The following is a 24,520-nucleotide window of genomic DNA, read 5'->3' as shown; positions in this document are numbered from 1 at the left end:
TTATCAATGAACTCCACTAACAAACTACAATTCCTGTTAGCGGGTGCAAACCTACAACTCATTTTTATTCTAACAACAATTTTTTAACCCTTTTTTTTATTTAATTTTACATCAATTCACTAATTATTTTGTTTATAGTAAGTTAGGGTAACTATTTTTTTGAATGTTTTTTGAAAGGTATGGAGGTTTTTAAAAGTTCTGGAGCTGACAACTACTTTTTACAACATATTGAAGCCTAAAACATAGAAGTGTTGACTTTGAAATTTTCAGTCTCAATACGTTTTTCAACTATACTTTTAGAGAAAACTACTTATTTTCTTATGAACTTTATCTTTGAAATCGGTTTTTCTGGTTCCTTGGATTCTTTTTTTTACGTTTATAGTCAGCCTTTACATCATTATTTTTTTAATTTTATTAGAAAGGAAGTTGTGAAAAGGACTTTTATCTATTGTTTAAAAACTTGGTTACAAGAATTAACATGGAATTGCTATAAAAAAAGTATCGTGGAAGTTTCTGTTGAATACATAAGAAAGCTTCGGTTTACTCAGAGTTTTTATTTATTAAATTGAAGAGATTGCTTCGTGCCTCGTAATGACGGATTTTTTTTTGAAGCTATGTAGTAATCTATTTGTAAATATCGCTCTTTGTAGGTTTGTTTTCTTGTAACTACTTTATATTACTGGCTTCGTGTTAGGGATAGAAACGGCATCCTTTTTTTTGTTTTATTAAAGCGATGGCTTTAATAAAACAAAAAAAAGATATAGTGGAAAGCCCGACCGCGCCTTTTTTGGCGCGGAAACACCCTAAATAAAATAGGTGTTTAATAAGTACACATATATATTGTGTGAAATATTGTTTTCTAATATCTTTGCATCCTCAAATATTAAACATTAAATGATTAAAATTACTTTACCTGACGGAACTATTAAGGAGTTTGCTAAAAATAGCACTCCAATGGATGTTGCAAAAAACATTAGTGAAGGATTTGCTAGAAACGTAATATCTGCAAATTTTAACGATGTAACTGTTGAAACCACTACCCCATTAACCACGGATGGTTCTTTAATTTTGTATACCTTTAATGATGATGGAGGTAAAAAAGCTTTTTGGCATTCTTCTGCACACGTATTAGCGGAAGCAATATTAAGTTTTTATCCGAAAGCAAAGTTAACGATTGGGCCTGCTATTGAAAATGGGTTCTATTATGATATTGATTTAGGTGAAGATGTTATTTCTGACAAAGATTTTCCAACTATTGAAAAGAAGTTTTTAGAAATTGCTAGAGGAAAACATGAGTTTTCTTTACGCGCTGTTTCTAAGGCAGACGCTTTGTCTTTATATAAAGCAGAAAATAATGAATATAAGGTTGAGTTGATTGAAAACTTAACTGATGGCGAAATTACTTTTTGTGATCATAGTAGTTTTACCGATTTATGTAGAGGAGGCCACATACCAAATACAGGTATTATTAAAGCTATTAAAATAATGAGTGTTGCCGGTGCTTATTGGCGCGGTGATGAAAAGAACAATCAGTTAACACGTGTTTATGGAATTAGTTTTCCGAAACAAAAAATGCTTACTGAATATCTTGAATTATTAGAAGAAGCGAAAAAACGTGATCACAGAAAATTAGGAAAAGAGTTAGAACTGTTTACTTTTTCTCAAAAAGTTGGTGCTGGTTTGCCTTTATGGTTGCCAAAAGGCGCTGCTTTGCGTGCTAGATTAGAAGATTTCTTAAAAGCTGCACAGAAAAAAGCAGGTTATGAAATGGTAATGACACCACATATTGGTCAGAAAGAACTATATGTTACTTCTGGGCATTATGAGAAATATGGAGCAGACAGTTTTCAAGCCATAAAAACTCCTAAAATGGATGAGGAGTTTTTATTGAAACCTATGAACTGCCCACATCATTGTGAAGTTTATAACTTTAAACCTTATTCTTATAAAGATTTACCAAAACGTTTTGCAGAGTTTGGAACTGTATATAGATATGAACAAAGTGGAGAACTACATGGTTTAACACGTGTTAGAGGTTTTACACAAGATGATGCTCATATTTTTTGTACTCCAGAGCAATTAGACCAAGAGTTTAAAGATGTTATAGATTTAGTTTTGTATGTTTTTGGTTCTTTAGGTTTTGAAGATTTTACTGCTCAAGTTTCTATTAGAGATATGCAAAACTTGGATAAATATATTGGTGATGTTGAAACTTGGGAAATTGCTGAAAATGCCATTATAAGTGCAGCCACTGATAAAGGTTTAAATTTTGTGATTGAAGAAGGTGAAGCGGCCTTTTATGGTCCTAAATTAGACTTTATGGTAAAGGATGCTTTAGGCAGAAGTTGGCAACTTGGAACCATACAAGTAGACTATAATTTACCAAAACGATTTGAATTAACCTATAAAGGAGCAGATAATCAGTTACACAGACCTGTAATGATTCACCGAGCACCGTTTGGTTCTATGGAGCGCTTTATTGCGGTATTGCTAGAACACACAGGGGGTAACTTCCCACTTTGGTTAACGCCAGACCAAGTTATCTTGTTGCCAATCAGTGATAAATATCAAAAATATTCAGAAAAAGTTTTAGAATCGTTAGAAAATTCCGAAATTCGCGCCCTAGTAGATGACCGAAGTGAGAAAACGGGTCGTAAGATTAGAGATGCAGAAGTAAGCAAAATACCATTTATGGTAATTGTAGGAGAGAAAGAAGAGCAAGAAGGCACAGTTTCTGTAAGAAAACATGGCGAAGGCGATTTAGGTACATTTACCATTGAAGAATTTATTTCTTTAATTAAAGTAGAAGAAAGTAAAACATTGAAGAAATTTTAATTAATTTTGAAATTCCATAAAAAATAAAAGGTTGGTAAAAACAACCTATAAGTTAAATTTAAAAATTATAAGTCATAGCAATACGTAGAAGTAGGTCGAGAAGACCGTTAAGAGTAATCAAAGAAGATCAGCATAGGATTAATGAAAAAATAAAATATGTTGACGAAGTTCGTCTTGTGGGCGACAATGTAGAAGTTGGTGTATATCCTTTAGATAAAGCTAAAGAATTAGCCCGAGAACAGGAATTGGATTTGGTAGAGATATCTCCAAAAGCAAAACCACCTGTTTGTAAAATTATTGATTACAAGAAATTCTTGTATGAGCAAAAGAAGCGTGAAAAATCTTTAAAATCTAAAGCCACCAAGGTTACGATTAAAGAAATTCGTTTTGGACCTCAAACTGATGAGCATGATTATGAATTTAAAAAGAAACATGCCCTTAAGTTTTTACAAGATGGTGCTAAGTTAAAAGCATTTGTATTCTTTAAAGGACGTTCTATAATTTTTAAAGAACAAGGTCAAATTTTATTATTAAAATTAGCCCAAGAATTAGAAGAATATGGTAAAGTAGAACAATTACCAAAATTAGAAGGTAAACGTATGATTATGTTTATTGCTCCTAAAAAAGTAAAATAAAAAGAGTTCTTAAAGTTTTAAAGTTCTTAAAGTTTTAAAGTTTAGTTTGTACTTTACTTATATACTTTTTTAACTTTCTTACTTTTTTAACTAAAGATAATAAGCAAGTTTAAAACGAAGGAGAAATGCCTAAAATGAAAACCAAATCTAGCGCCAAAAAACGATTTAAAGTTACTGGTTCTGGGAAAATTAAAAGAAAGCACGCGTTTAAAAGTCACATCTTAACAAAGAAGTCTAAAAAACGTAAGCTTAAATTGACGCATGATACATTAGTACATAAGTCAGATGTTGCAAACATCAAACAACAATTAACTATATAATTTAGTTAAAGGGAATTTAATTATTAACCATGGAGTTTGGCTAAAAAAGAATTCAAAGTTTAAAATTCAAAATTTTGATTATTGAACTTATGAATCGCCAACTACAAAAAACAGTGAAATTATGCCAAGATCAGTAAATTCAGTAGCCTCAAGAAAAAGAAGAAAAAAAATCTTGAAGGCAGCAAAAGGTTACTTTGGACGTAGAAAAAACGTTTATACAGTAGCAAAAAATGCGGTTGAAAAAGGAATGCTTTATGCATACCGTGACCGTAAAAACAATAAGAGAAACTTCCGTTCTTTATGGATTGTACGTATTAACGCTGCAGCTCGTTTACACGGAATGTCTTACTCTCAGTTTATGGGAAAAGTGAAAGCTAACAATATCGAATTAAACCGTAAGGTTTTAGCAGATTTAGCGGTTAACAGCCCAGACGCTTTTAAGGCTGTTGTAGAAAAAATAAAATAAATAATAATACTTGCTTATATTTAAAAACCCAAACAAATTTTGTTTGGGTTTTTTTTATAAATTTACATTCTAAAAACAATTAACTAATGAAATCATTTTTAATAATACTAGTATTACTTACTACATCTTTAACTTTTTCACAAGAAACAATTACTGAAGACAATAATTCTATTGAAACTCAATTTGATAATATTTACAGAACCTCTACAACATATCAAGTATATAAAGTAATAAGCAAAGACCGTTACCAACGTTTAAAATTAAATGTTTTAGATTCTCTTAAATCTTCAAAAAAAATAATTTCTGAAAAAGAAGGTTTACTTAAAATAGAAAGAGATAACATAGAAAAAACAAAAAATACCTTATCTAAAACACAATTAGATTTAGAAGTATCTAACAAAAAAGAAAATTCAATATCTCTTTTTGGTATGCAATTGAGTAAAGTAACATACAACCTTACACTTTGGAGCATTATAATTGTGCTACTTTTAGCCTTATCTTATTTTGTATTTAAATTTTTTAGAAGTAATATTTTAACCAAAGAAGCTCAAGACAATTTACTTGATGTGGAGCAAGAATTAGAGCAACTGAGAAAAAAATCTTTAGAAAGAGAACAAAAATTAAGAAGACAACTACAAGATGAGATAAACAAACAACGAAATAGTTAATTTTAACATAGATTAGGTTAAAATATTCATGTTACATTTTATTTTTTAGTGATAATTTTACAATATAAAGCCTAATAATATCTATATTTATTATGAGTTTCATAATAATGTTCATTGATAAATAAATGATTTGCAATTTGCGGTACTTTTAATAGTATTTTCTTATATTATGAAGCCTAAAAACAACTAATTTTAAACAACTAAAACTTTTATGAAAGCCCTTTTTTTTACAAGAGAATTCCCACCTTATGTTTATGGTGGTGCTGGTGTACATGTGGAATATCTTGCCGCTGAATTAGCAAAATTAATGCAGATTGATGTAAGATGCTTTGGAGACCAAAACAACAGTGATGAAAACTTAACAGTAAAAGGGTTTCCTTATGACAACCCTAGCTTTGACAATTCTGAAGACAAACTTAAAGCAGTTTTTAAGACCTTAAGTACAGGCCTTCAAATGAATGCAGAACCTATTGATGCAGATATTGTTCATTGTCATACTTGGTATGCACATTTTGCAGGTATAGTAGCTAAATTGTGTTATGGCATTCCTTTAGTTATTACAACTCATTCTTTAGAACCCTTAAGACCTTGGAAAAGAGAACAATTAGGGCGTGGTTATGATGCATCCTCTTGGATTGAAAAAACAGCCATAGAAATGGCAGATGCTCTTATTGCAGTTTCTGAAGAAACTAAAGTAGATGTACTAAAACATTTTAATGTTGACGAAAAAAAAATTAAGGTAATCTATAATGGTATAAACCTTCAACAATATATTACCACATCAGAAACTACTACCCTAGATGAATATGGAGTGGACAAAAACAAACCTTATGTGCTTTTTGTAGGACGAATTACCAGACAAAAAGGAATTATTCATTTGGTAAATGCTATAAAATATATAGACCCAGACACTCAAATAGTACTATGTGCTGGTGCTCCTGACACTCCTGAGATAGGACAAGAAATGAAAGATGCAGTAGACGAAGTTAAAAAAACACGTAAAAATGTAATCTGGATTGATAAAATGGTTACCAAAGAAGAAATCATTCAATTATATTCTCATGCAGATGTTTTCTGTTGCCCATCAATATATGAACCATTTGGTATTATAAATATTGAAGCAATGGCTTGTAACACTGCCGTGGTTGCCAGTGCCGTAGGAGGTATTAAAGAAGTTGTTGTACATGGCGAAACAGGTATACTAATACCTGTAGAACAACAAGACGCTGCCCCTTTTGAACCTATAGACCCAGATAAATTTGCTAAAGATTTAGCAGAGGGCGTAAATAAAGTAATAAACGATCCGGAATTAAGAGACTCTATGGCCCAAAAAGGTAGAAAAAGAGTAGAAGATTATTTCGATTGGATTTCAATAGCAAAACAAGTAGAAGAATTATATAAATCATTAAAAAACTAAGGAAATGATAAATGATAAAGTATTAGGAATTATATTAGGAGGAGGTCAAGGCTCAAGATTGTATCCATTAACTAAAGATAGGTCTAAACCCGCAGTACCAATTGCAGGAAAATACAGATTGGTAGATATTCCTATTTCTAATTGTATTAATTCTGATATAAAAAGAATGTATGTATTAACTCAGTTTAATTCTGCTTCTTTAAATGCACATATTAAAAACACTTATCACTTTAGTTTTTTTAGTTCTGCTTTTGTTGATGTATTAGCTGCGGAACAAACAATGAAAAGTGATAAATGGTTTCAAGGAACTGCAGATGCCGTAAGACAGAGTATGCAACATTTTTTGGCAAACGATTTTGAATATGCTCTAATTCTTTCTGGTGACCAATTATATCAAATGGATTTTAATGATATGATTCAAAAACACGAAGAAAGTGGTGCTGAAATATCTATTGCAACCTATCCTGTAAATGCAAAAGATGCTACTTCTTTTGGTCTTCTAAAAACCAACGATGAAAGCGTAATCACTTCATTTATAGAAAAACCGGCTGCTGAATTATTACCAGAATGGACCTCTGATGTTGGGCAAGAAATGAAATCTCAAAAAAGAGATTATTTAGCTTCTATGGGTATTTACATTTTTAATAGAGACTTGTTAATTAAGTTAATGGAAAACCCAGACACCAATGATTTTGGTGGAGAAATAATTCCACAAGCAATAAATAAACATAAAACATTAAGCTACCAATATGAAGGTTATTGGGAAGATATTGGTAATGTAGACTCTTTCTTTGAAGCAAACTTAGGTTTAACAGATGATGTTCCTCAGTTTAATTTATATGATAATAAAGGAATTTATACAAGACCTAGAATATTACCAACTTCAAAAATATCTGGAACAATTTTAAACAAAGCAGTTATTGGGGATGGATGTATAATTCATGCAGAAAAAATTGATAGAGCTGTAATTGGTATTCGTTCTAGAATTGGTAAAAACTCGTTAATTTCTAATACCTATATGATGGGTAATGATTTCTACGAAACTTTAGAAGAAGTTGCTCAGAATAAAATTGACATTATGATGGGAATTGGCGATAGATGTTATATTCACAATTGTATTGTAGATAAAAACTGTAGAATTGGAGACGACGTAAGAATTAATGGTGGAAACCATATAAAAGACGTAGAAACAGATACTTATATGGTTAAAGACGGAATTGTAGTTATTAAAAAAGACGCTACTATTCCTAAAGGAACCAACATCGGATAACATATTATTTTACTTTTTTATTATTTAAAATTAACCAAATTAATGCAAAATCAAAGTAGAATTGTAGTAGAAAATATTTCTCCGCAAATAAATTGCGGAGAAATTTCTGTAAAACGTGTAGTAAATGAAATTGTAAATGTTACTGCAGATGTTTTAGTTGATGGACATGATGTTCTTCAAGCAAATTTATTATACAAACACCAAACAGACACAAGTTGGTCAGAAATAAGAATGTCTCCAACTTTTAATGATGAATATACCGCTAGTTTTACAACAGAAAAGCAAGGCTATTATTCTTATAAAGTAGAAGGTTGGGTAGATTATTTTTTAAACTGGCAACATGGTCTTGAAAGAAAAATTGATGACTCTCAGCATGTAAATTCAGAGCTTTTAGAAGGAGCTGAATTATTGTATTCTATTATAGACAAAGTTGCTCCTGAAGAAAAAAACTATTTACTTCACTTAATTTTTATCTTTAAGAATGATTTAACCTACGCAGAAGCTATTAAAGAAGCAGTCTCAAAAACGTTAACTTCAATTTTCAAGAAATATCCACAGAAGTTTTTAACAGATTCATCTAAAGAGTATGAAGTTTACGTAGATAGAGAAAAAGCAAGATTTAGTACTTGGTATGAATTTTTTCCTCGTTCTGCATCAGAAGAAGAAGGCAAACATGGTACATTTAACGATTGTCATCGTCTTTTACCAAGAATATCTCAAATGGGTTTTGATACCTTATACTTCCCTCCTGTTCATCCTATTGGTGAAGTAAACAGAAAAGGAAAAAATAATACAACGGTTGCCCAAGATGGTGATGTTGGTTCTACCTGGGGAATTGGTTCTAAACACGGAGGTCATAAAGATTTACATCCAGAATTAGGGTCTATAGAAGATTTTAAAAACTTAATTGCAAAAGCAAAAGAGCTAGGCATTGAAGTTGCCATGGATTATGCTTTACAAGCAGCACCAGATCATCCTTGGGTTAATGAGCACCCAGATTGGTTTAAATGGAGACCAGACGGAACGGTACAATACGCAGAAAATCCACCTAAAAAATACCAAGATATTCTTCCAATTTATTGGGAAACTAAAGATTATAAAAATCTTTGGCAAGAATGTTTAGACACACTTTTATATTGGATAGATTGTGGTATAAATGTTTTTAGAGTTGATAATCCGCATACTAAACCTTACTATTTTTGGAGTTGGGTAATTGCTGAAGTAAAAAAACTACACCCAGATGTGTTGTTCTTAGCAGAAGCTTTTACAAGACCAAAAATTATGCAACAACTTGCAAAACAAGGTTACACACAATCTTATACTTATTTTACTTGGAGAGATTCTAAACATGAATTGATTGAGTATATGAATGAGTTAACAAAAACCAATCAAAAAGAATATATGCGCCCAAATTTCTGGCCAAATACTCCAGATATTAATCCATATCATTTACAAGGAGCACCAGAAAGTAAATATTTACAACGTTATGCTTTGGCAGCAACTTTAAGTTCTAATATTGGTATTTACGGCCCTGTTTTTGAGCAAATGATTAGTGATCCTATTCCTGGAAAAGAGGAATATTATATGTCTGAAAAATTTCAGTTATGTAATTATGATTGGTTTAAAGTTAATAAAGTAACTACTTTAATTACTAAAATTAACCATATAAGAAAAGAGAACCAATCTTTTCAGCAAACTAATAATATTCAATTTTTAGAAACAGGTAATGATCAATTAATTGCTTTCTATAAATGGAATGAACAGAGAACTAATGAAACAATTACAGTTATTAGTTTAGATGCTTATAATTCTCAATCTGGTTCTGTTCAATTACCAATGCATGGTTTAAAAATTAATCACGGTCAAAAAATAGAAGTTGAAGATTTGGTGACAAGAAATTGTTACAATTGGTATAATGAGTGGAATTTTATTGAATTACACGCAACATTGCCTTTTCATATTTTTAAAATTAACAAATAATGGTTGAAAAAACGATTACACTTTCTAAAACTTCATTATTCTCTTCAATAAACAATTGGGAAGAAATCATTGAAGATAAAGAATTTGTAAACGTTTTTTTATCTGATGTTTTAGAAGATTATATTCAAAAACAACGGTGGTATGGCGGTAAATCTAGCGAACTAAAATATATAGAATTAATAGAATACTTTAGAATTCAACAAGGAGATGAAGTCTATTTTGGTTTAATTTTAGAAGTAAATTTTGTTGAAGCTTTTTACCACCATTACTTTTTACCTATTGCCTTTGTTTCTGATGAAAATTTTGCCCAAGAAAACAGAATTCTTCCTTTAAAACTAAAAAATCAAGAAGGTTATATTATAGATGCTATGCATTTAGAAGCCTTTAGAAAAGTAGTTTACCAAAGAATAAGTTCTGCGCTGCCAATAGACAAAACGCCTGTTCAGTATCATAAATCAGAGGGCTTTAATTTTCCTGCCTATACATCTTCTAGATTAATGGGTGTAGAACAAAGCAACACTTCTATCATTTATAATGATGCATTTATTTTAAAATTTTTTAGAAGAATTTATGCAGATAAAAATCCTGACTATGAAATGAGCAGGTTTTTATCGCTTAAAAAAGATTTTAAAAATACGCCTCCTTATATAGGTAGCATGAATATTATTGATTCTGAAAATGTAAACATCACCATTGGATTGATGCAAAAATTGGTTGCTAATAATGGAGATGCCTGGGAGTATTTTTTAAAAGAGATTGATGTTATTTACAGGTCTATAGAATCAAAAAAAATTAACTTTGATAATTTACCTAATATTCAGCTTTTTGAAAATAAAAAAATTTCTGAATTACCTCCAGAAATAGTAGATTGGCTTGGTTTAAATTTGATTAATAAAGTAAGTTTATTGGCAAAAAGAACCGCAGAAATGCACATTGCTTTAGGTTCTGAATTTGAAGATACAGCCTTTACTCCTACCCGATTTAATGGAGATTATACTGTTTGGTTAAAAAATAGATTAACCTATCAATTTCAAAATAGATTAAATTTAGCAGAAAACAATCTACACAAGTTAGAAGGATATGCTTTACAATTAGCAAAAGAATTTTTAGACAATAAAAATATCATTAGAAAACGTTTGGTAAACTTTGATTGGACCAAACTAAAAGGAGAACGAATTAGAATTCATGGAGACTATCACTTAGGGCAGGTTTTAGTACAAGATGATGATTTTTGTATATTAGATTTTGAAGGTGAACCAGAAAGCACCATCAGAGATAGAAAAGTAAAACAACCTCCGTTAAAAGATGTTGCAGGAATTTTTAGATCTTTTCATTATGCAATCTATTCTACCATATTTAACAATCAAGAGCATTACAAAAAAAACCAAGAGCAACTTTTTAAATACGGAGAGTTACTTTATAAATATATGATTTCTATATTTTTGGAAACATATATAAACACAACACAAAAAGAAAACCTACATATAGGTTACAGTAGCGAAAGAATTTTTATACTAAAGTATTGCTTGTTAGAAAAAGCAATTTATGAATTAGGCTACGAACTAAACTCAAGACCTAAATGGACTATTATTCCATTAAAAGGAATTGCAAATATTTTGAACTCATAAACTATGGCACAAACAAAAGTACACAGTCTTTTTACAGAATTTGATATAAGTCTGTTCCAAGCAGGAAAACACTATCGTCTTTACGAAAAATTTGGATCTCATATTACTACCGTAGATGGTGTAAAAGGAACCTACTTCGCCGTATGGGCGCCAAGCGCAAAATCAGTATCCGTAATTGGAGATTTTAATTTCTGGTTAGAGGGAGAACATCATTTAAATGTACGTTGGGATGGTAGCGGTATTTGGGAAGGATTTATTCCTAATATTGGTAAAGGAACAATTTATAAATATAAAATAAGAAGTTCAAATAATAACATAACTACAGAAAAAGCAGATCCTTTTGCAAGAAGATGTGAACATCCACCTAAAACCGCTTCGGAAGTTTGGGAAGATGATTATTCTTGGAACGATGAAAAATGGATGAAAACAAGAAAGAAAAACAATGCACTAGATGCACCATTTTCTGTCTACGAAGTTCATTTAGGTTCTTGGAAAAAACAACTAGAAGAAGGCAGATTTTTAAGTTATAGAGAATTAGCAGATGACCTTGTAAATTATGTTGCAGAAATGAATTTTACGCACGTAGAATTTATGCCAATTATGGAATTTCCGTATGACCCAAGTTGGGGATATCAATTAACAGGATACTTTGCACCAACATCTCGTTTTGGTTATCCGGATGAATTTAAATATTTAGTTGATAAATTTCACGAAAAAGGAGTTGGAGTCTTATTAGATTGGGTTCCTTCTCACTTTCCATCAGACGATCATGGATTAGGTTTCTTTGATGGTTCTCATTTATATGAGCATCCAGATAGAAGAAAAGGATATCATCAAGATTGGAAAAGTTTAATTTTTAACTACGGAAGAAACGAAATAAAATCATTTTTAATTAGTAATGCCATCTTTTGGTTAGACCAATATCATGCAGACGGACTGCGAGTAGATGCTGTTGCCTCTATGTTATTCTTAGATTATTCTAGAGAAGAAGGAGAATGGGAACCTAATGAATTTGGTGGAAGAGAAAATTTAGACGCCATTAACTTTATTAAAGAAATGAACACGGCTGTTTATGAATCTTTCCCAGATGTACAAACCATTGCAGAAGAATCTACCTCTTTTCCAAAAGTATCTAAACCACTCTATGATGGCGGCTTAGGATTTGGAATGAAATGGATGATGGGTTGGATGCATGATACTCTAGATTATTTTGCAAAAGAACCTATCTACAGAAAACATCATCAAAACGATTTAACTTTTAGTTTAAATTATGCATTTACAGAAAACTTTATGTTACCACTTTCTCATGACGAAGTTGTGTATGGTAAAAAAGCAATTGTAGATAAAATGCCCGGTGATGAATGGCAAAAATTTGCCAACCTAAGAATGCTTTATAGTTTAATGTTTACACATCCAGGAACCAAATTATTGTTTCAAGGATCTGAATTTGGACAAACCAGCGAATGGGATTTTGATGGTAGTTTAGACTGGCATTTATTAGAATATAAAGTACACCAAGGCGCACAAGAATTAGTAAAAGACTTAAACAAGTTTTATAAAAAAGAACCTGCTTTACATGAAAAACAATTTTCACCAGAAGGGTTTGAATGGATAGATCATGGAGATCACGAAAATTCTGTATTAACTTATCTTAGAAAAGGAGTAAATGAAAAAGATAATATTCTAATTATTTTAAACTTAACACCAGTACCAAGAGAAAATTACAGAATAGGATTACCAAAAGCAGGAACTTTAAAAGAAGTTTTTAATAGTGATGCTACCAAATATAACGGATCTGGAAACTTTAAAAACAAAAAGTTAACCTCAGAAGAAAAAGTTTGGAATAATAGAGAGAATTCTATCGAATTAGATTTACCTCCATTAGGTATGATTGCTTATAAATTCAAATAAAATTTTAGTAAGCCCTTTTAACACTATTAGTATCACAATTAAAAGGGCTTATTTTTTTAAACTTCCTATAAATAATAGGTCATTTTTATGACTTTAAAAATTATTCTTACATTTTTTAAAAGAAAATGTATTCTTTTTAATATTCAAAAAATAAACAATATTTTTACATCTTAATTAACCGTATAAGTTGTCGTAAAAGTGCTAAACAATCTTGTTTTCCTAACTTTTACAATTTATGCAAATGCAAAATAAACAAACAAAATAATGATTGTAAATACAGAGTTAGAACAAAAAGGTAACTTATTTCCCTCAGAAATTATAAGTTACAAGAAAGATGTAGACACGTTATATTTTACAACCTCCAACAACGTAATTTTGCAACTTACCGTTGTAAGAGATAGTGTAATAAGATTTAGATACTGTACAAGTGGAAAATTTGAAAATGATTTCTCATACGGAGTTACCATACACGCGTCTAGAGGATATTATTTTTTAGATGTTTCAGAAGATGATGTTCATTATATCATTACAACCTCTAAACTTATATGTAAAGTTGAAAAACAAAGCCTTCAAGTAAGTTTATATGATGCAGTAGACTTAACAATAATTAACCAAGATGAAATTGGTTTTCACTGGGAAGAAAGCTATGAATACGGTGGAGACATTGTAAAAATGAGTAAAACTTGTCAGAAATCAGAAAGCTTTTACGGATTAGGAGACAAACCTGTTGATGTAAATTTAAAAGGAAAGCGTTTTGAAAACTGGGCTACAGATTCTTATGCTTTTGGTAAAGATACAGATCCTATTTATAAAGCCATTCCTTTTTATACTGCACTTCAAAACGACAAATCGTATGGTATTTTCTTTGACAATACCTTTAAATCTCATTTCGATTTTGCACATGAAAGAAGAAATGTTACTAGTTTTTGGGCTCAAGGTGGTGAAATGAACTACTACTTTATTTACGGACCTAAAATGGAAGATGTTGTTAAAAATTATACAGATTTAACAGGAAAACCTCATGCATTACCTCCATTATGGGCTTTAGGATTTCATCAATGTAAATGGAGTTATTTTCCAGAAAGTAATGTAAAAGAAGTTACTAAAACCTTTAGAGATTTAAAAATACCCTGTGATGCCATTTATTTAGACATCGATTATATGGATGGTTTCCGTTGTTTTACTTGGGATAAAAATTATTTTCCAGACCCTAAAAGAATGGTTAAAGAACTAGAAGATGAAGGTTTTAAAACCGTTGTTATTATAGATCCAGGAATTAAAATAGACTTAGAATACGATGTTTTTAAAGAAGCATTAGATAAAGATTATTTCTGTACACGTGCAGATGGACCATATATGAAAGGTAAAGTATGGCCTGGAGAATGTTATTTTCCAGATTATACAAGACCAGAAGTTAGAGAATGGTGGTCTGGTTTGTTTAAAGAATTAATAGAAGACATTGGTGTAAAAGGTGTTTGGAATGATATGAATGAACCTGCTGTAATGGATGTTCCTAATAAATCTTTTCCAGATGATGTACGTCATGATTTTGATGGCAATCCTTGTTCACATAGAAAAGCACACAATATCTATGGTACACAGATGGCACGTGCAACCTATCATGGTTTAAAGAAATATGCATATCCTAAAAGACCTTTTGTTATTACAAGATCTGCATATTCAGGAGCACAACGTTATACATCTACCTGGATGGGAGATAATGTAGCAACTTGGGAACATTTAGCAATTGCCAATAACCAAGCTCAGAGATTGTCTATGTCTGGTTTTTCTTTTGCAGGTAGTGATATTGGTGGGTTTGCAGAACAACCACAAGGAGAATTATTTGCTCGTTGGATTCAATTAGGTATTTTCCATGCTTTTTGTAGAGTACACTCTTCTGGAGATCATGGAGATCAAGAACCTTGGGTTTTTGGTGATGAAGTTACAGATATTGTAAGAAAATTTGTAGAACTTAGATACCAATTATTGCCTTATTTATATTCTGCATTTTGGACTTATATAAATGATGGTACACCAATTTTAAAATCTTTAGTGTTATTTGATCAAGAAGATCATGGAACACATTATAGAAGTGATGAATTTGTTTATGGAGATAAAATTTTAGTTTGTCCTATTTTAGAACCTAATGCAAAAGGTAGAAGAGTCTATATTCCAAGAGGTAAATGGTATAATTTTTGGACGGATGAAGTTGTAATTGGAGGAAAAGAAATTTGGGTAGATGCAGACATAGATAGTTTACCAATCTTTATTAAAGAAGGTGCTGTAATTCCTAAATATCCTGTACAACAATATGTTGGAGAAAAAGAATTTGATCAAATTACTTTAGATGTTTACTATAAAGAAGGTAAAGAATCTTCTAAATTATATGATGATGCCCATGATGGGTATGATTATAAAAAAGGAAGATTTAGTTTGCGTACTTTTAAATTAACAGGAAAAAATAATAGTTTAATTTTTCAGCAACACAAAAGAGGAGATTTTAACGCTGCATACACAAAATTTAATATTGTTTTTCATAATCTACCATTTGAAATTAAAACTGTAAAAATAGATAGTGAAGAAGTAGCATTATCAAGTATTATAGCTGGTGAGAATCCGTCTATTTTAATAGATAAAGAATTTACTCAATTACACCTAATAGGTGCTTAATAAAAGTTAATTCAACAAATCAAAAAAAAATAGCTTGGAAAATTTTCCAAGCTATTTTTTTTTACACTAATTTTTTGAAACTTATTTTATCAAAAATCAAACTTATACGTAAGTCCTCCTAAAATTTGAAATCCTTGTGTATTAAAGTTAGCAAAACGTTGATAATTTGAATTTAAAATATTATTCAATTTTAAAAAAGCAGAAAACTTATCACTAAAATGATATCCTCCATTTAAATTTATATCAACAAAAGAATTAATTGTTTCTGAACCAGTAAAACTAGCAGGATATTCTGCTGCGTAAGAAGCGTCTTTACGTTCGCTTACATAAAAAATATTACTAGTTGCAAACCATTTAAGCGCCTTATATTTTCCTGATATTGATGCTTGCAAAGCAGGTAAATTCCATGCTTCTGTAGCGTTCTTTACATTATAATTATCATAAGTTATTTGCGAACCAAAAGTAAGTCTTTTGCTAAAGTCATATTCAGCTTCAGCAAAAAACGAAGTAGTTTTTACATCATCATAATAAACACCAAAAGAATTACCATATTCATAACCTAAAAGTTCTCTTGAATCTTTGATAGTTGTGGTACCATCTGATTTTGAATTATTTCGTAAAAATAATGCTTTATCTTCTTCATTTTTTGCACTTACTTTTAGGTTAAAACTAATATCATTTGTTACTTTTCCTTTTAAACCCACAAATAAATTAGAAGTTTCTGCAGTTTGTGTAATAAACAAGTTTGGTGAAACAAACGGATTTTCTTCAGTAAAACTTTTATAGGTATTGGTATGTAAATCTCCTGTAAAACCACCATAAGCAGTTAAATAATTTACAACAATTGGCGTTTCTAAATGAAGGTCTGGAAACAACAATAGTTTACTTACATCATTTTCAGCATCTAAAGATAAAAAGGTTTTAAAACCCGCTTTTGCATTAAAACTACCAATAGAAAATTTGTATGTTGGTTGAATGTTCGCCGTAAAAATTCCATATTTCAATTTAGCCAGATGATCATAATCATTTTTAAATTCTCCTTTTAAATATTCTAAGCCCGCTTTCAAATCAACATCGTTAAGTCCTAAACTTAAAAAAGCCATAGGAAATTTTAATTTACTAGATACATCTACCAAGGTTTCTGTGCTGTTAAAATCATCCTTAAAATATGTCATGCCCAATTTACCAAACTCTATATAAGAATCTATAAAACTAACTTCTCCTCCTAAGGTAAACGCAGCATATTTTTGACCAGGATTAATATTGTTCACGGTAGTTTCTGTAAAGTTTAAATTTGGTAAACCGTACCAATTATAACTATTAAACTCTGTGTTTAAATTTACTTTCCAATCAAAATAACGTTCTTCTTGTTTATAAAAAGCTCCTATATTTAAGTTTGAAAAATTACTATTTAAAGCCGTATTTTTAATATTATCTAAAGAAGCTACATATTTTGCATATAGCCCAAACTCATTTTCAAAACGCGTGGCATGATGTAAAAATGCCTCAAAATAAGGACTTGTATAATTACCAAAACCTGCAGCCAAATAATTCATGTACACACGTTCTTTAACGCCCACATCTATTCCTTTAACTACACCGCTTTTAGGAGTAAAAGTAGAAGCAACGGGAGCAGAAAAAATGGTATAATTCAATTTTTTCTTCTCACTATTTTTCAACAATTCTATGACAGGATTTTTCTTTATTTTTTTTGCATCTGCTATTTTAGGATTGTATGTAGAAACCACTTCTACCACCTCCGTTTTAACAGTATCTTTCTTTTTTTCCATTGATTTTTTTTGCGCTTTTACTGCAAAAGCACTCAATAAGAACACACAAATTAGAACCTTTTTTATCATTAATTTTTAGTTTCTTTATTAGAAATTTCTGTCTTATTAGGACTTACTGAATTATTTGTTTTTGCTTCTTTTTCTTTAATTGCATCTAAGGTAGTTTTTGCCTCTTGTACAATATCTTCGAATTGTGTAAAGTTTTTTATTACATTTTCTAACACATAGGTAGCTTGATAAACATCTTTTAAACCATAATAATTTTTACCCATAATTACATAACTATTAACCGCCCAATATTTATAGGCAGAATAATTAGCAATTAAATCTTGCACTACTTTATTAGAAGCAGCATACTCTTTTTGATTATTTTTAAAATAAGCATTATAGTACAAAGCCTCTGCTTTTAAGTTACCCGTTGCATTTCTTTCTATAGCCGTATAATACTCTTCCGCAGTAATTTCATCGTCTGTTTTTAAAGCTGCACGTGCAATTATTATTTTTGCATCATTCTCTAAACTATTTTCAATTTTTGTACTTTGTAGTAATTTTTTAGCATACGCTATTGCCAAATCATAAGAGGCCGTTTCAAAATACCCTTTCATTAAATTACTTTGTGCAAAAACTATATTCTCCGTTGCATAAGCCTCTTGTTCTAATGTAGTTAATATTGGCAATGCTGCTTTAAAATCTTCTTTTTGTAAATAAATTTGCGCTAGTTTGTTTAAAGATTCTTCTCTAAATTCATTTTGACCAGCACCAATAACTATTTTATAATGACCTGTTGCACTATCAAAATATTGTTGCTTAAACAAACTTTCTGCAGCATAAAAATTGGCCTTTAATTTATGAATTCCTTCAGGAAATTTATTGGTATAATTTAAAAGACTTTGAGAAATTTCATGCTGATCTTTAGACTCAAAATATTTCTTTTCTGCCACTGCAAAGGTAGTATTGTCTAAATCTGAATTGGTAACATTTATAAATTTTAATGTTTTTACCCAACTAATGTATTCGTCTAAATTACCATTATCAATATAAATATTTCTAGCATTAGAAACTGCCTCTACCGCATCTGATGAGTTTGGAAATTGGCTGGTAACTTTTTTATAAGTATCCAATGCTTCCTCACTCCTATTTTCATTATAAAACAACAAACCTTGACGTAACATTGCTTTTGGTAAAAACACACTATTGGGATGTTTCTGAATTAATCTATTATAAGCATTGTGTGCATTTTGCGTTTCTTTCATTGTGGTGTACGTACTTGCTAATTGATACAATGCATCGTCTTTTAAGGTAGAAACTTCATACTCATTTACCACCTTTGTAAGCGCTGAAATTTTATCTGCATTAGACCCCATAAAACCATAACTCATTCCTATTTGATATTGTGCATAATCTGCGCCAGCACCAAATTCATTCACAATTTTAGCATATTGTTCTACCGCATTTTTATAGTTACTTGTGGCGTAATAACAATCTCCTAAACGCACAATAGCATCATCTTTAATTTGTTGATCATTCGAACTTAAATTTAAAAAACTTTGAAATGAATTTGCTGCATTGTCATAATTTTTCAACTTAAAATTAGAGTATCCTATCTGATAATCAACCAAATTAAACTCGTCATTATTTGTATTTATAGCAGATTTTAATCTGGTAAATTTTTCTAATGCAACACTAAAGTTTTCTAATCTATACGCCGTTTCAGCCTCCCAATATTGTGCTTTATGCTTTATGGCATCATTATTTGACGCAATACTTTTCTTGAAAAATGGTTGCGCTTCTACAAATTTACTTTCATTAAATAATTGAATACCTCTATATAAAGAGACTTCTAAAGAAAGAATATTATTAACCGTTGATTTTTTCTTTGCTAAAAAGGCCAAAGCTCCTTCATAATCTTGCTGATGTAAAAACGAGGAAACAACCAATTCATTAATTTCATTGTAAGATGAAGATTTAGGATAGTTTTTTAAATAATCTTGTAAAACATCTGCCACACTTTTAAATGGATTGCCTTCTTCATAACTTAATTTGGCATAATTTAAGGCCGCATCTTCTTTAATATCTCTATTAAAATCCATTTCTGAAGCCGTCTTAAAAGCATTTAAAGCTTCCAATTTTTTATCCAACTTTAAATAGCATTCACCTAAATGATTGTATGCATTTTGAGAAACCGTATTTTTTTCATCAATAATCTTATTGAAATAATTAACGGCATTTTCAAAATCGTTTTGTTGATAAAAGGCATATCCTAATTGATAAAAATCTGTATTATTCCATTTGCCCTTTTTACCTTTATATGCTTGCAAATATGGAATAGATTCTTTGTATTGTTTTAAATTAAAATAACTTTCGCCAACAATTTTAGAAATCTCTGATTGATCTTTTTTTCTTGCAGTTTCTAATAATTTTGTCCCCACATCTATACAACGTTCAAATTTACCCGCTTTAAAACTGATGTCTAATAAATAATAAGAAATTTCTGCACTGTAGGATTTATTATCGGCAATTTCTTGCAAAGTAGATTCTGCAATTCCATAATCTTCTAATTTATAAGAGATAAAACCGTAATAATAACGAGAATCATTCCCGTACTTAGCATCATTAATAAGCGGTAAAAAACGTTCTTTAGCCAAATTTAAATTGTTGGTTACTAAAAAACCATAGCCCATTTTAAAATTAACCTCTTTTTTATTCTCTTCAGAAAGTAAATATAAATTTACTTTTTGAAACCACTTTAATGCATAAGAAGCCTTCTTATTAGAAAAATAAAAGTTGGCAACATTAAAAAAAGCTTTGTTCTTTTTTGTACTATTCGGATATTCTTCTACAAAAGCTAGTACTTTTTTATCAGCATCTGTGGTATTTAATTTTATTGCGCACATGGCATCATAATACGCTGCATCTGCCTTTAAATTAGAACTTTGCACAGCCGTTTTATCAATATTTATAAATATTTTTTGCGCTGCTGCATACGCCTTATTATCAAACAATTGCAACGCATTATTAAAATCTGTTAGCAAATTGTTTTCTATAATAGACTGCTGGCCAAAACCACACAAAGAAAATAAGAAAATAAATAGGAATAGAAAATGTTTTCTAAAAAACCGATACTTCATATAATTATTTTTGATACTTATTAGAATAACGCCCGTTTTCATTTTTTGTTTGATGAAAAATAAAAATTTACCAAAAAAATATTTATTCTAGATTTCTACATTTGTAAGCAACATATTTAAACGAAAACCCAAAAGCAAAACACCAAAGCAATGTTTACAAACAAAAATAAGTTGTTATTTTTTTTTATATCAAAAGTAAGAATTGTTATCATTTCTTAATGAAAAATCAATAGAAACTTATAAGTTTGTACAAACTAGTTATTTGTATGGAAAAACCTGTATTACATTTAGAAAATGCTGATATATATCAACGAGAAAACATGGTATTATCTCAAGTAAATATTACTATTAATAAAGGAGATTTTTACTATTTAATTGGTAAAACCGGAAGCGGAAAAAGTAGCTTGCTTAAAACTTTGTATGCAGATTTGCCTTTACAGAAAGGAGTTGGCAACATTGTTGGGTTTGATTTAAAAAAATTAACCGAGAAGGAAATACCTTTTTTAAGAAGAAAAATTGGTATTGTTTTTCAAGATTTTAAACTACTACCCGATAGAAATGTTTTTGAAAATCTAGAGTTTGTTTTAAAAGCTACAGGTTGGAAAGACAAAGAAAAAAGAAAGGAAAAAATACATGAAGTTTTAGATAAAGTTGGCATGAAAACCCAATATTATAGAAAAACCTTTGAACTTTCTGGCGGAGAACAACAACGAGTTGCCATTGCAAGAGCTTTATTAAATGACCCTGAATTAATTTTAGCAGATGAACCAACAGGTAATTTAGACCCAATAACGTCTTTAGAAGTAATGGAATTGTTAAATGAAATTCATAAAAATGGAAAAACCATTTTAATGGCAACGCATGATTATCAATTAATTTTAAAATTTAAACAAAAAACATTAAAATGTGAAGGTGGTATTTTGTTTGAAATGGCACAACAAGCTTAAATTTAGGCTTTAAATTCGATAATTTTGACTCCAAAAAAAAAGATTTTTGTTGCTGTAACTAATGATATTTCTACGGATTATAGAGTACATAAAATATGTACTTATTTATTGAGTAAAAAATTTTCTATACTTACTTACGGAAGAGTTTTGCCCAACACAATTCACATAGAAAGAGCATATAAAATAATACGTAAAAAACATTTTTTTAACCATAATTTTTGGTTTTATGCAGAATATAATTTGCGCCTTTTCTTTTATTTATTACCTAGAAAATACGATTATATTTTAGCCAATGATTTAGATACATTACCTGCTTGTTTTTTTGCTAGTAAATTTAAAAAAACCGAGTTAGTATATGATAGTCACGAGCTATTTTCTGAAGGACCAGAACTACAAGGCAGAGCTTTTGTTCAGAATTTTTGGCGAAAATTAGAAGATTATTTCTTGCCTAAAACCAAAAACGCTTATACTGTAAGCAAATCTATATCAGAATTTTACCACAAAAAATACCATAACAACATGGGACTTATTAGAAATGTCCCAGCAAAAAATATTTTGTTAGAAAAAGAAAACGTAACTTTTCCTACAACGGCAAGAACCATTTTGTACCAAGGTGTTTTAAATCCTGGAAGAGGCATAAAACCAATGATAAAAGCATTGCGTTTTATAGAAAATTTAGATTTAATTATTATTGGTTACGGAAAAGTAGAACAAGAATTAAAAGATTTTGTTGTTCAGGAAAAAATGGAAAATAGAGTTCATTTTTTAGGAAGAATATCTAGAGAAAAACTATTTAATTACACCAAATTAGCTACCTTAGGAATGGTTTTAGAAGAACCTTTAGGTTTGAGTTTTCAATATTCTTTACCCAATAAATTGTTTGATTATATACATGCAGAATTGCCTATTATAGCAGGTACTTTACCCGAAATTTCGCGTATTATTAATCAATATAAAGTAGGTGTTTTGGTAGCTGATTATTCTCCAGAAAAAATTGCAGAAAAAATTAATGAACTCTTACAAGACGAAGCTCAAATGGCCGAAATAAAAAGAAATCAAAAAATTGCCAAAGAGATTTTATGCTGGGAAAAAGAAAGTATTAAATTAGATAGGTATTTTAAATAGAACAATTATTAACCCAAAAATAACCATAATAATTCCTGTATTAAATAACCTTAACGGGTTACAAAAATCTATTAATAGCATTAAAAATCAAGAATTTACAAATTATGAAGTTTGGGTAATTGATGGCGGTTCTACTAAGGACACGCAACACTATTTACAAACTTTAAGAGCTCCATTCTATTTTTCATCAAAAAAAGACAACGGAATCTATGACGCTATGAATACTGGTATTTCTTTGGCAAAAGGTGAATGGTTGTATTTCTTAGGAAGTGGAGATTATTTGGTAAATAACGTTATTTTAAGTCAGGTATTTCTAAGTACAAACACAAGCAAATACTCTTTATTATCAGGAAAAATAGTATATGAAGGAGATACAAATCCTTTTATTTACAGTAAAAATAAAAGAATTAAAACACCTTCTTGGTCTTTTGCTCTTTGGCTTAGAAACGGATTACATCATCAAGGAACTTTTTATAAAAGAACATTGTTTACAAATCAGCAATACAATTTAAAATTTAAAATTTTGTCTGATTATTGGTTTCATATCGTCTTATACAAACAACAGAAAGCATGTAAAATACTTCCTTTTATCATCGCAAAATGTAATTCTGATGGAGTTTCCAAATCGGGAAGTTGGCAACTTTATAAAGAAGAAATACACTTAAAAATACTGGAAAGTTCTATCTTCCTTGCTCCTATTTTTTATGGTCTTGCCTTTGCTAAATATATCCTCAGAAAATTTAATGAACTTTAAAACCAATGATCATTTAGCTTTTATTTTTTTTAAAATTCTTCAATAAAACTCCAATTTATTGAGGTTTTAGGTTGTTTTAATTATAAATTTCAGTTTGTCTCTTTTTCTCTTGTAAAACATCAAAATATAAAAAATCTAAAATTTGTTCAGTACAATTGTTCATCGGTATATTAGCCCAACTATGTCCACCATCTTTTACTGAATATAAGTAATAGGGTTCTCCCAATTCTTTTAGTTTATTTGCAATTGCTTTAGAGCCATAAAGCATTAAATATCCGCTATCATTTTTATTACAATAATGGTGTGGCGCTATATTATAAGGCACTAATTTATCTGCTATTCCATGAAACAATTGTGTAGGAATTGCATTCATAGCCGTTAAATTATCAACAGAAACCGTTGCTCCTGCCATACTTACAACACCGGCAAATTTAAAGTCTTTGGGTAAAATTTTATTTTCATAATTATAGGCCAAGTTTAAAATAGCTTCTGCACCAGCACTAGAGCCAATAAGTATTATTTTCTTTGTATTAATCTTAAATTTTTTATTTTTCTCCAAAATATACTTAACAGCCAAACTAATATCTTCAGAAGCACTGTTAAAGGCATTTATTTTATCCGCAGCTTTAGTCTGACAACCAAAACCCAAATTTTTCATAGTTAAACGATATGAAATTGAAGCAACGGCATACCCACGATTTGCCATCTGCTTTGCAAAATATTTAATGTTATCTCCATCTCGTTTACCTCCAGAAAAACCACCACCATGCACAAAAATTAAAAGCGGATACTCTCCTGATAATTTCTTTGGCTTGTAAAAATCTAATTTTAGTTTTTCTTCTTTGCTTTTTTTATAGGTAAATGTTCTTTTAGAAACTTTTGCAACACTATCTAAATATATAGTTTGGGCAAAACTAAAGTTACAAAGCAAAATAAATACGATGGAAGTAAAAATTTTCATATAAAAATGTATGTG

Annotated in this window: 17 protein-coding genes; 14 read left to right on the top strand and 3 right to left on the bottom strand. The window is 30.0% G+C overall.

Translation table 11 applies throughout. The features are described from left to right. Window positions 1–894: 894 nt before the first annotated feature. From thrS to ACSHW5_RS12530, 11 genes are all read left to right on the top strand, one after another. The gene (gene thrS, locus ACSHW5_RS12580; protein ID WP_435676490.1) at window positions 895–2,835 is read left to right on the top strand and encodes a threonine--tRNA ligase; all 1,941 of its coding nucleotides are present in this window, start codon (window positions 895–897) and stop codon (window positions 2,833–2,835) included. Between the two features lie 116 nt (window positions 2,836–2,951). Further along, window positions 2,952–3,470 carry a translation initiation factor IF-3 gene (gene infC / locus ACSHW5_RS12575; RefSeq protein ID WP_435676492.1) on the top strand — a complete coding sequence of 173 codons (519 nt, stop codon included), beginning with the start codon at window positions 2,952–2,954 and terminating at the stop codon, window positions 3,468–3,470. A 125-nt stretch (window positions 3,471–3,595) separates the two neighbouring features. Next, a complete protein-coding gene (rpmI, locus tag ACSHW5_RS12570; protein ID WP_435676489.1) occupies window positions 3,596–3,790 on the top strand; it encodes a 50S ribosomal protein L35 in 195 nt (64 codons plus the stop codon). Window positions 3,791–3,911: 121 nt separating this feature from the next. Next, complete coding sequence (rplT, locus tag ACSHW5_RS12565) at window positions 3,912–4,256, top strand: 50S ribosomal protein L20 (protein WP_087520785.1); 345 nt, start codon at window positions 3,912–3,914, stop codon at window positions 4,254–4,256. An 86-nt stretch (window positions 4,257–4,342) separates the two neighbouring features. Further along, window positions 4,343–4,924, top strand: a complete 582-nt coding sequence (locus tag ACSHW5_RS12560) for a hypothetical protein (RefSeq protein WP_435676488.1) — start codon at window positions 4,343–4,345, stop codon at window positions 4,922–4,924. Window positions 4,925–5,135: 211 nt separating this feature from the next. Beyond that, entirely contained in the window at window positions 5,136–6,341 is a 1,206-nt protein-coding gene (gene glgA, locus ACSHW5_RS12555; RefSeq protein WP_435676487.1) for a glycogen synthase, read from the top strand. A 4-nt stretch (window positions 6,342–6,345) separates the two neighbouring features. Continuing rightward, complete coding sequence (locus ACSHW5_RS12550) at window positions 6,346–7,611, top strand: glucose-1-phosphate adenylyltransferase (protein WP_435676486.1); 1,266 nt, start codon at window positions 6,346–6,348, stop codon at window positions 7,609–7,611. A 42-nt stretch (window positions 7,612–7,653) separates the two neighbouring features. Further along, window positions 7,654–9,591 (top strand): alpha-1,4-glucan--maltose-1-phosphate maltosyltransferase, encoded by a 1,938-nt coding sequence (locus ACSHW5_RS12545; protein WP_435676485.1) that lies wholly within the window; start codon window positions 7,654–7,656, stop codon window positions 9,589–9,591. Then, window positions 9,591–11,219: a maltokinase N-terminal cap-like domain-containing protein gene (locus ACSHW5_RS12540; RefSeq protein ID WP_435676484.1), complete on the top strand. Its 1,629-nt coding sequence runs from the start codon at window positions 9,591–9,593 to the stop codon at window positions 11,217–11,219. Before ACSHW5_RS12545 ends, ACSHW5_RS12540 begins: the two co-directional genes overlap by 1 nt. A gap of 3 nt (window positions 11,220–11,222) precedes the next feature. Further along, window positions 11,223–13,130, top strand: coding sequence for a 1,4-alpha-glucan branching protein GlgB (gene glgB, locus ACSHW5_RS12535; protein WP_435676483.1), 1,908 nt, complete (start codon window positions 11,223–11,225; stop codon window positions 13,128–13,130). A 264-nt stretch (window positions 13,131–13,394) separates the two neighbouring features. Next, window positions 13,395–15,800, top strand: a complete 2,406-nt coding sequence (locus tag ACSHW5_RS12530; RefSeq protein WP_435676482.1) for a glycoside hydrolase family 31 protein — start codon at window positions 13,395–13,397, stop codon at window positions 15,798–15,800. An 89-nt stretch (window positions 15,801–15,889) separates the two neighbouring features. Here ACSHW5_RS12530 and ACSHW5_RS12525 read toward each other — a convergent pair whose 3' ends face one another. Together ACSHW5_RS12525 and ACSHW5_RS12520 are read right to left on the bottom strand one after the other, a co-directional pair. Continuing rightward, entirely contained in the window at window positions 15,890–17,590 is a 1,701-nt protein-coding gene (locus ACSHW5_RS12525; protein ID WP_435676481.1) for a hypothetical protein, read from the bottom strand. A 68-nt stretch (window positions 17,591–17,658) separates the two neighbouring features. Further along, window positions 17,659–20,718, bottom strand: coding sequence for a tetratricopeptide repeat protein (locus tag ACSHW5_RS12520; RefSeq protein WP_435676480.1), 3,060 nt, complete (start codon window positions 20,716–20,718; stop codon window positions 17,659–17,661). Between the two features lie 266 nt (window positions 20,719–20,984). Here ACSHW5_RS12520 and ACSHW5_RS12515 point away from each other — a divergent pair, with 266 nt between their 5' ends. The 3 genes from ACSHW5_RS12515 to ACSHW5_RS12505 are packed head-to-tail and all read left to right on the top strand — an operon-like array spanning window position 20,985 to window position 23,544. Beyond that, window positions 20,985–21,665 carry a cell division ATP-binding protein FtsE gene (locus tag ACSHW5_RS12515; RefSeq protein ID WP_435676479.1) on the top strand — a complete coding sequence of 227 codons (681 nt, stop codon included), beginning with the start codon at window positions 20,985–20,987 and terminating at the stop codon, window positions 21,663–21,665. Between the two features lie 24 nt (window positions 21,666–21,689). After that, window positions 21,690–22,790, top strand: coding sequence for a glycosyltransferase (locus ACSHW5_RS12510; protein ID WP_435676478.1), 1,101 nt, complete (start codon window positions 21,690–21,692; stop codon window positions 22,788–22,790). Then, on the top strand, window positions 22,774–23,544 hold the full coding sequence (locus ACSHW5_RS12505; RefSeq protein ID WP_435676491.1) for a glycosyltransferase: 771 nt from the start codon (window positions 22,774–22,776) through the stop codon (window positions 23,542–23,544). The genes ACSHW5_RS12510 and ACSHW5_RS12505 overlap by 17 nt, the downstream gene beginning before the upstream one ends. Window positions 23,545–23,620: 76 nt before the next feature. Here ACSHW5_RS12505 and ACSHW5_RS12500 read toward each other — a convergent pair whose 3' ends face one another. Then, the gene (locus tag ACSHW5_RS12500; protein WP_435676477.1) at window positions 23,621–24,505 is read right to left on the bottom strand and encodes an alpha/beta hydrolase; all 885 of its coding nucleotides are present in this window, start codon (window positions 24,503–24,505) and stop codon (window positions 23,621–23,623) included. Between the last annotated feature and the right edge of the window lie 15 nt (window positions 24,506–24,520).

This window comes from Polaribacter sp., from assembly GCF_051251875.1.
In the GTDB taxonomy this organism is placed as follows: Bacteria; Bacteroidota; Bacteroidia; order Flavobacteriales; family Flavobacteriaceae; genus Polaribacter.
This window is presented reverse-complemented; position numbering and strand designations above follow the sequence as displayed.

Excerpts from the sequence above, each read along its gene's own strand:
- thrS (WP_435676490.1), top strand. The coding sequence starts at position 895 with ATGATTAAAATTACTTTACCTGACGGAACTATTAAGGAGTTTGCTAAA.
- rpmI (WP_435676489.1), top strand. The coding sequence starts at position 3,596 with ATGCCTAAAATGAAAACCAAATCTAGCGCCAAAAAACGATTTAAAGTT.
- rplT (WP_087520785.1), top strand. The coding sequence starts at position 3,912 with ATGCCAAGATCAGTAAATTCAGTAGCCTCAAGAAAAAGAAGAAAAAAA.
- ACSHW5_RS12560 (WP_435676488.1), top strand. The coding sequence starts at position 4,343 with ATGAAATCATTTTTAATAATACTAGTATTACTTACTACATCTTTAACT.
- glgA (WP_435676487.1), top strand. The coding sequence starts at position 5,136 with ATGAAAGCCCTTTTTTTTACAAGAGAATTCCCACCTTATGTTTATGGT.
- ACSHW5_RS12550 (WP_435676486.1), top strand. The coding sequence starts at position 6,346 with ATGATAAATGATAAAGTATTAGGAATTATATTAGGAGGAGGTCAAGGC.
- ACSHW5_RS12545 (WP_435676485.1), top strand. The coding sequence starts at position 7,654 with ATGCAAAATCAAAGTAGAATTGTAGTAGAAAATATTTCTCCGCAAATA.
- ACSHW5_RS12540 (WP_435676484.1), top strand. The coding sequence starts at position 9,591 with ATGGTTGAAAAAACGATTACACTTTCTAAAACTTCATTATTCTCTTCA.
- glgB (WP_435676483.1), top strand. The coding sequence starts at position 11,223 with ATGGCACAAACAAAAGTACACAGTCTTTTTACAGAATTTGATATAAGT.
- ACSHW5_RS12530 (WP_435676482.1), top strand. The coding sequence starts at position 13,395 with ATGATTGTAAATACAGAGTTAGAACAAAAAGGTAACTTATTTCCCTCA.
- ACSHW5_RS12525 (WP_435676481.1), bottom strand. The coding sequence starts at position 17,590 with ATGGAAAAAAAGAAAGATACTGTTAAAACGGAGGTGGTAGAAGTGGTT.
- ACSHW5_RS12520 (WP_435676480.1), bottom strand. The coding sequence starts at position 20,718 with ATGAAGTATCGGTTTTTTAGAAAACATTTTCTATTCCTATTTATTTTC.
- ACSHW5_RS12515 (WP_435676479.1), top strand. The coding sequence starts at position 20,985 with ATGGAAAAACCTGTATTACATTTAGAAAATGCTGATATATATCAACGA.
- ACSHW5_RS12500 (WP_435676477.1), bottom strand. The coding sequence starts at position 24,505 with ATGAAAATTTTTACTTCCATCGTATTTATTTTGCTTTGTAACTTTAGT.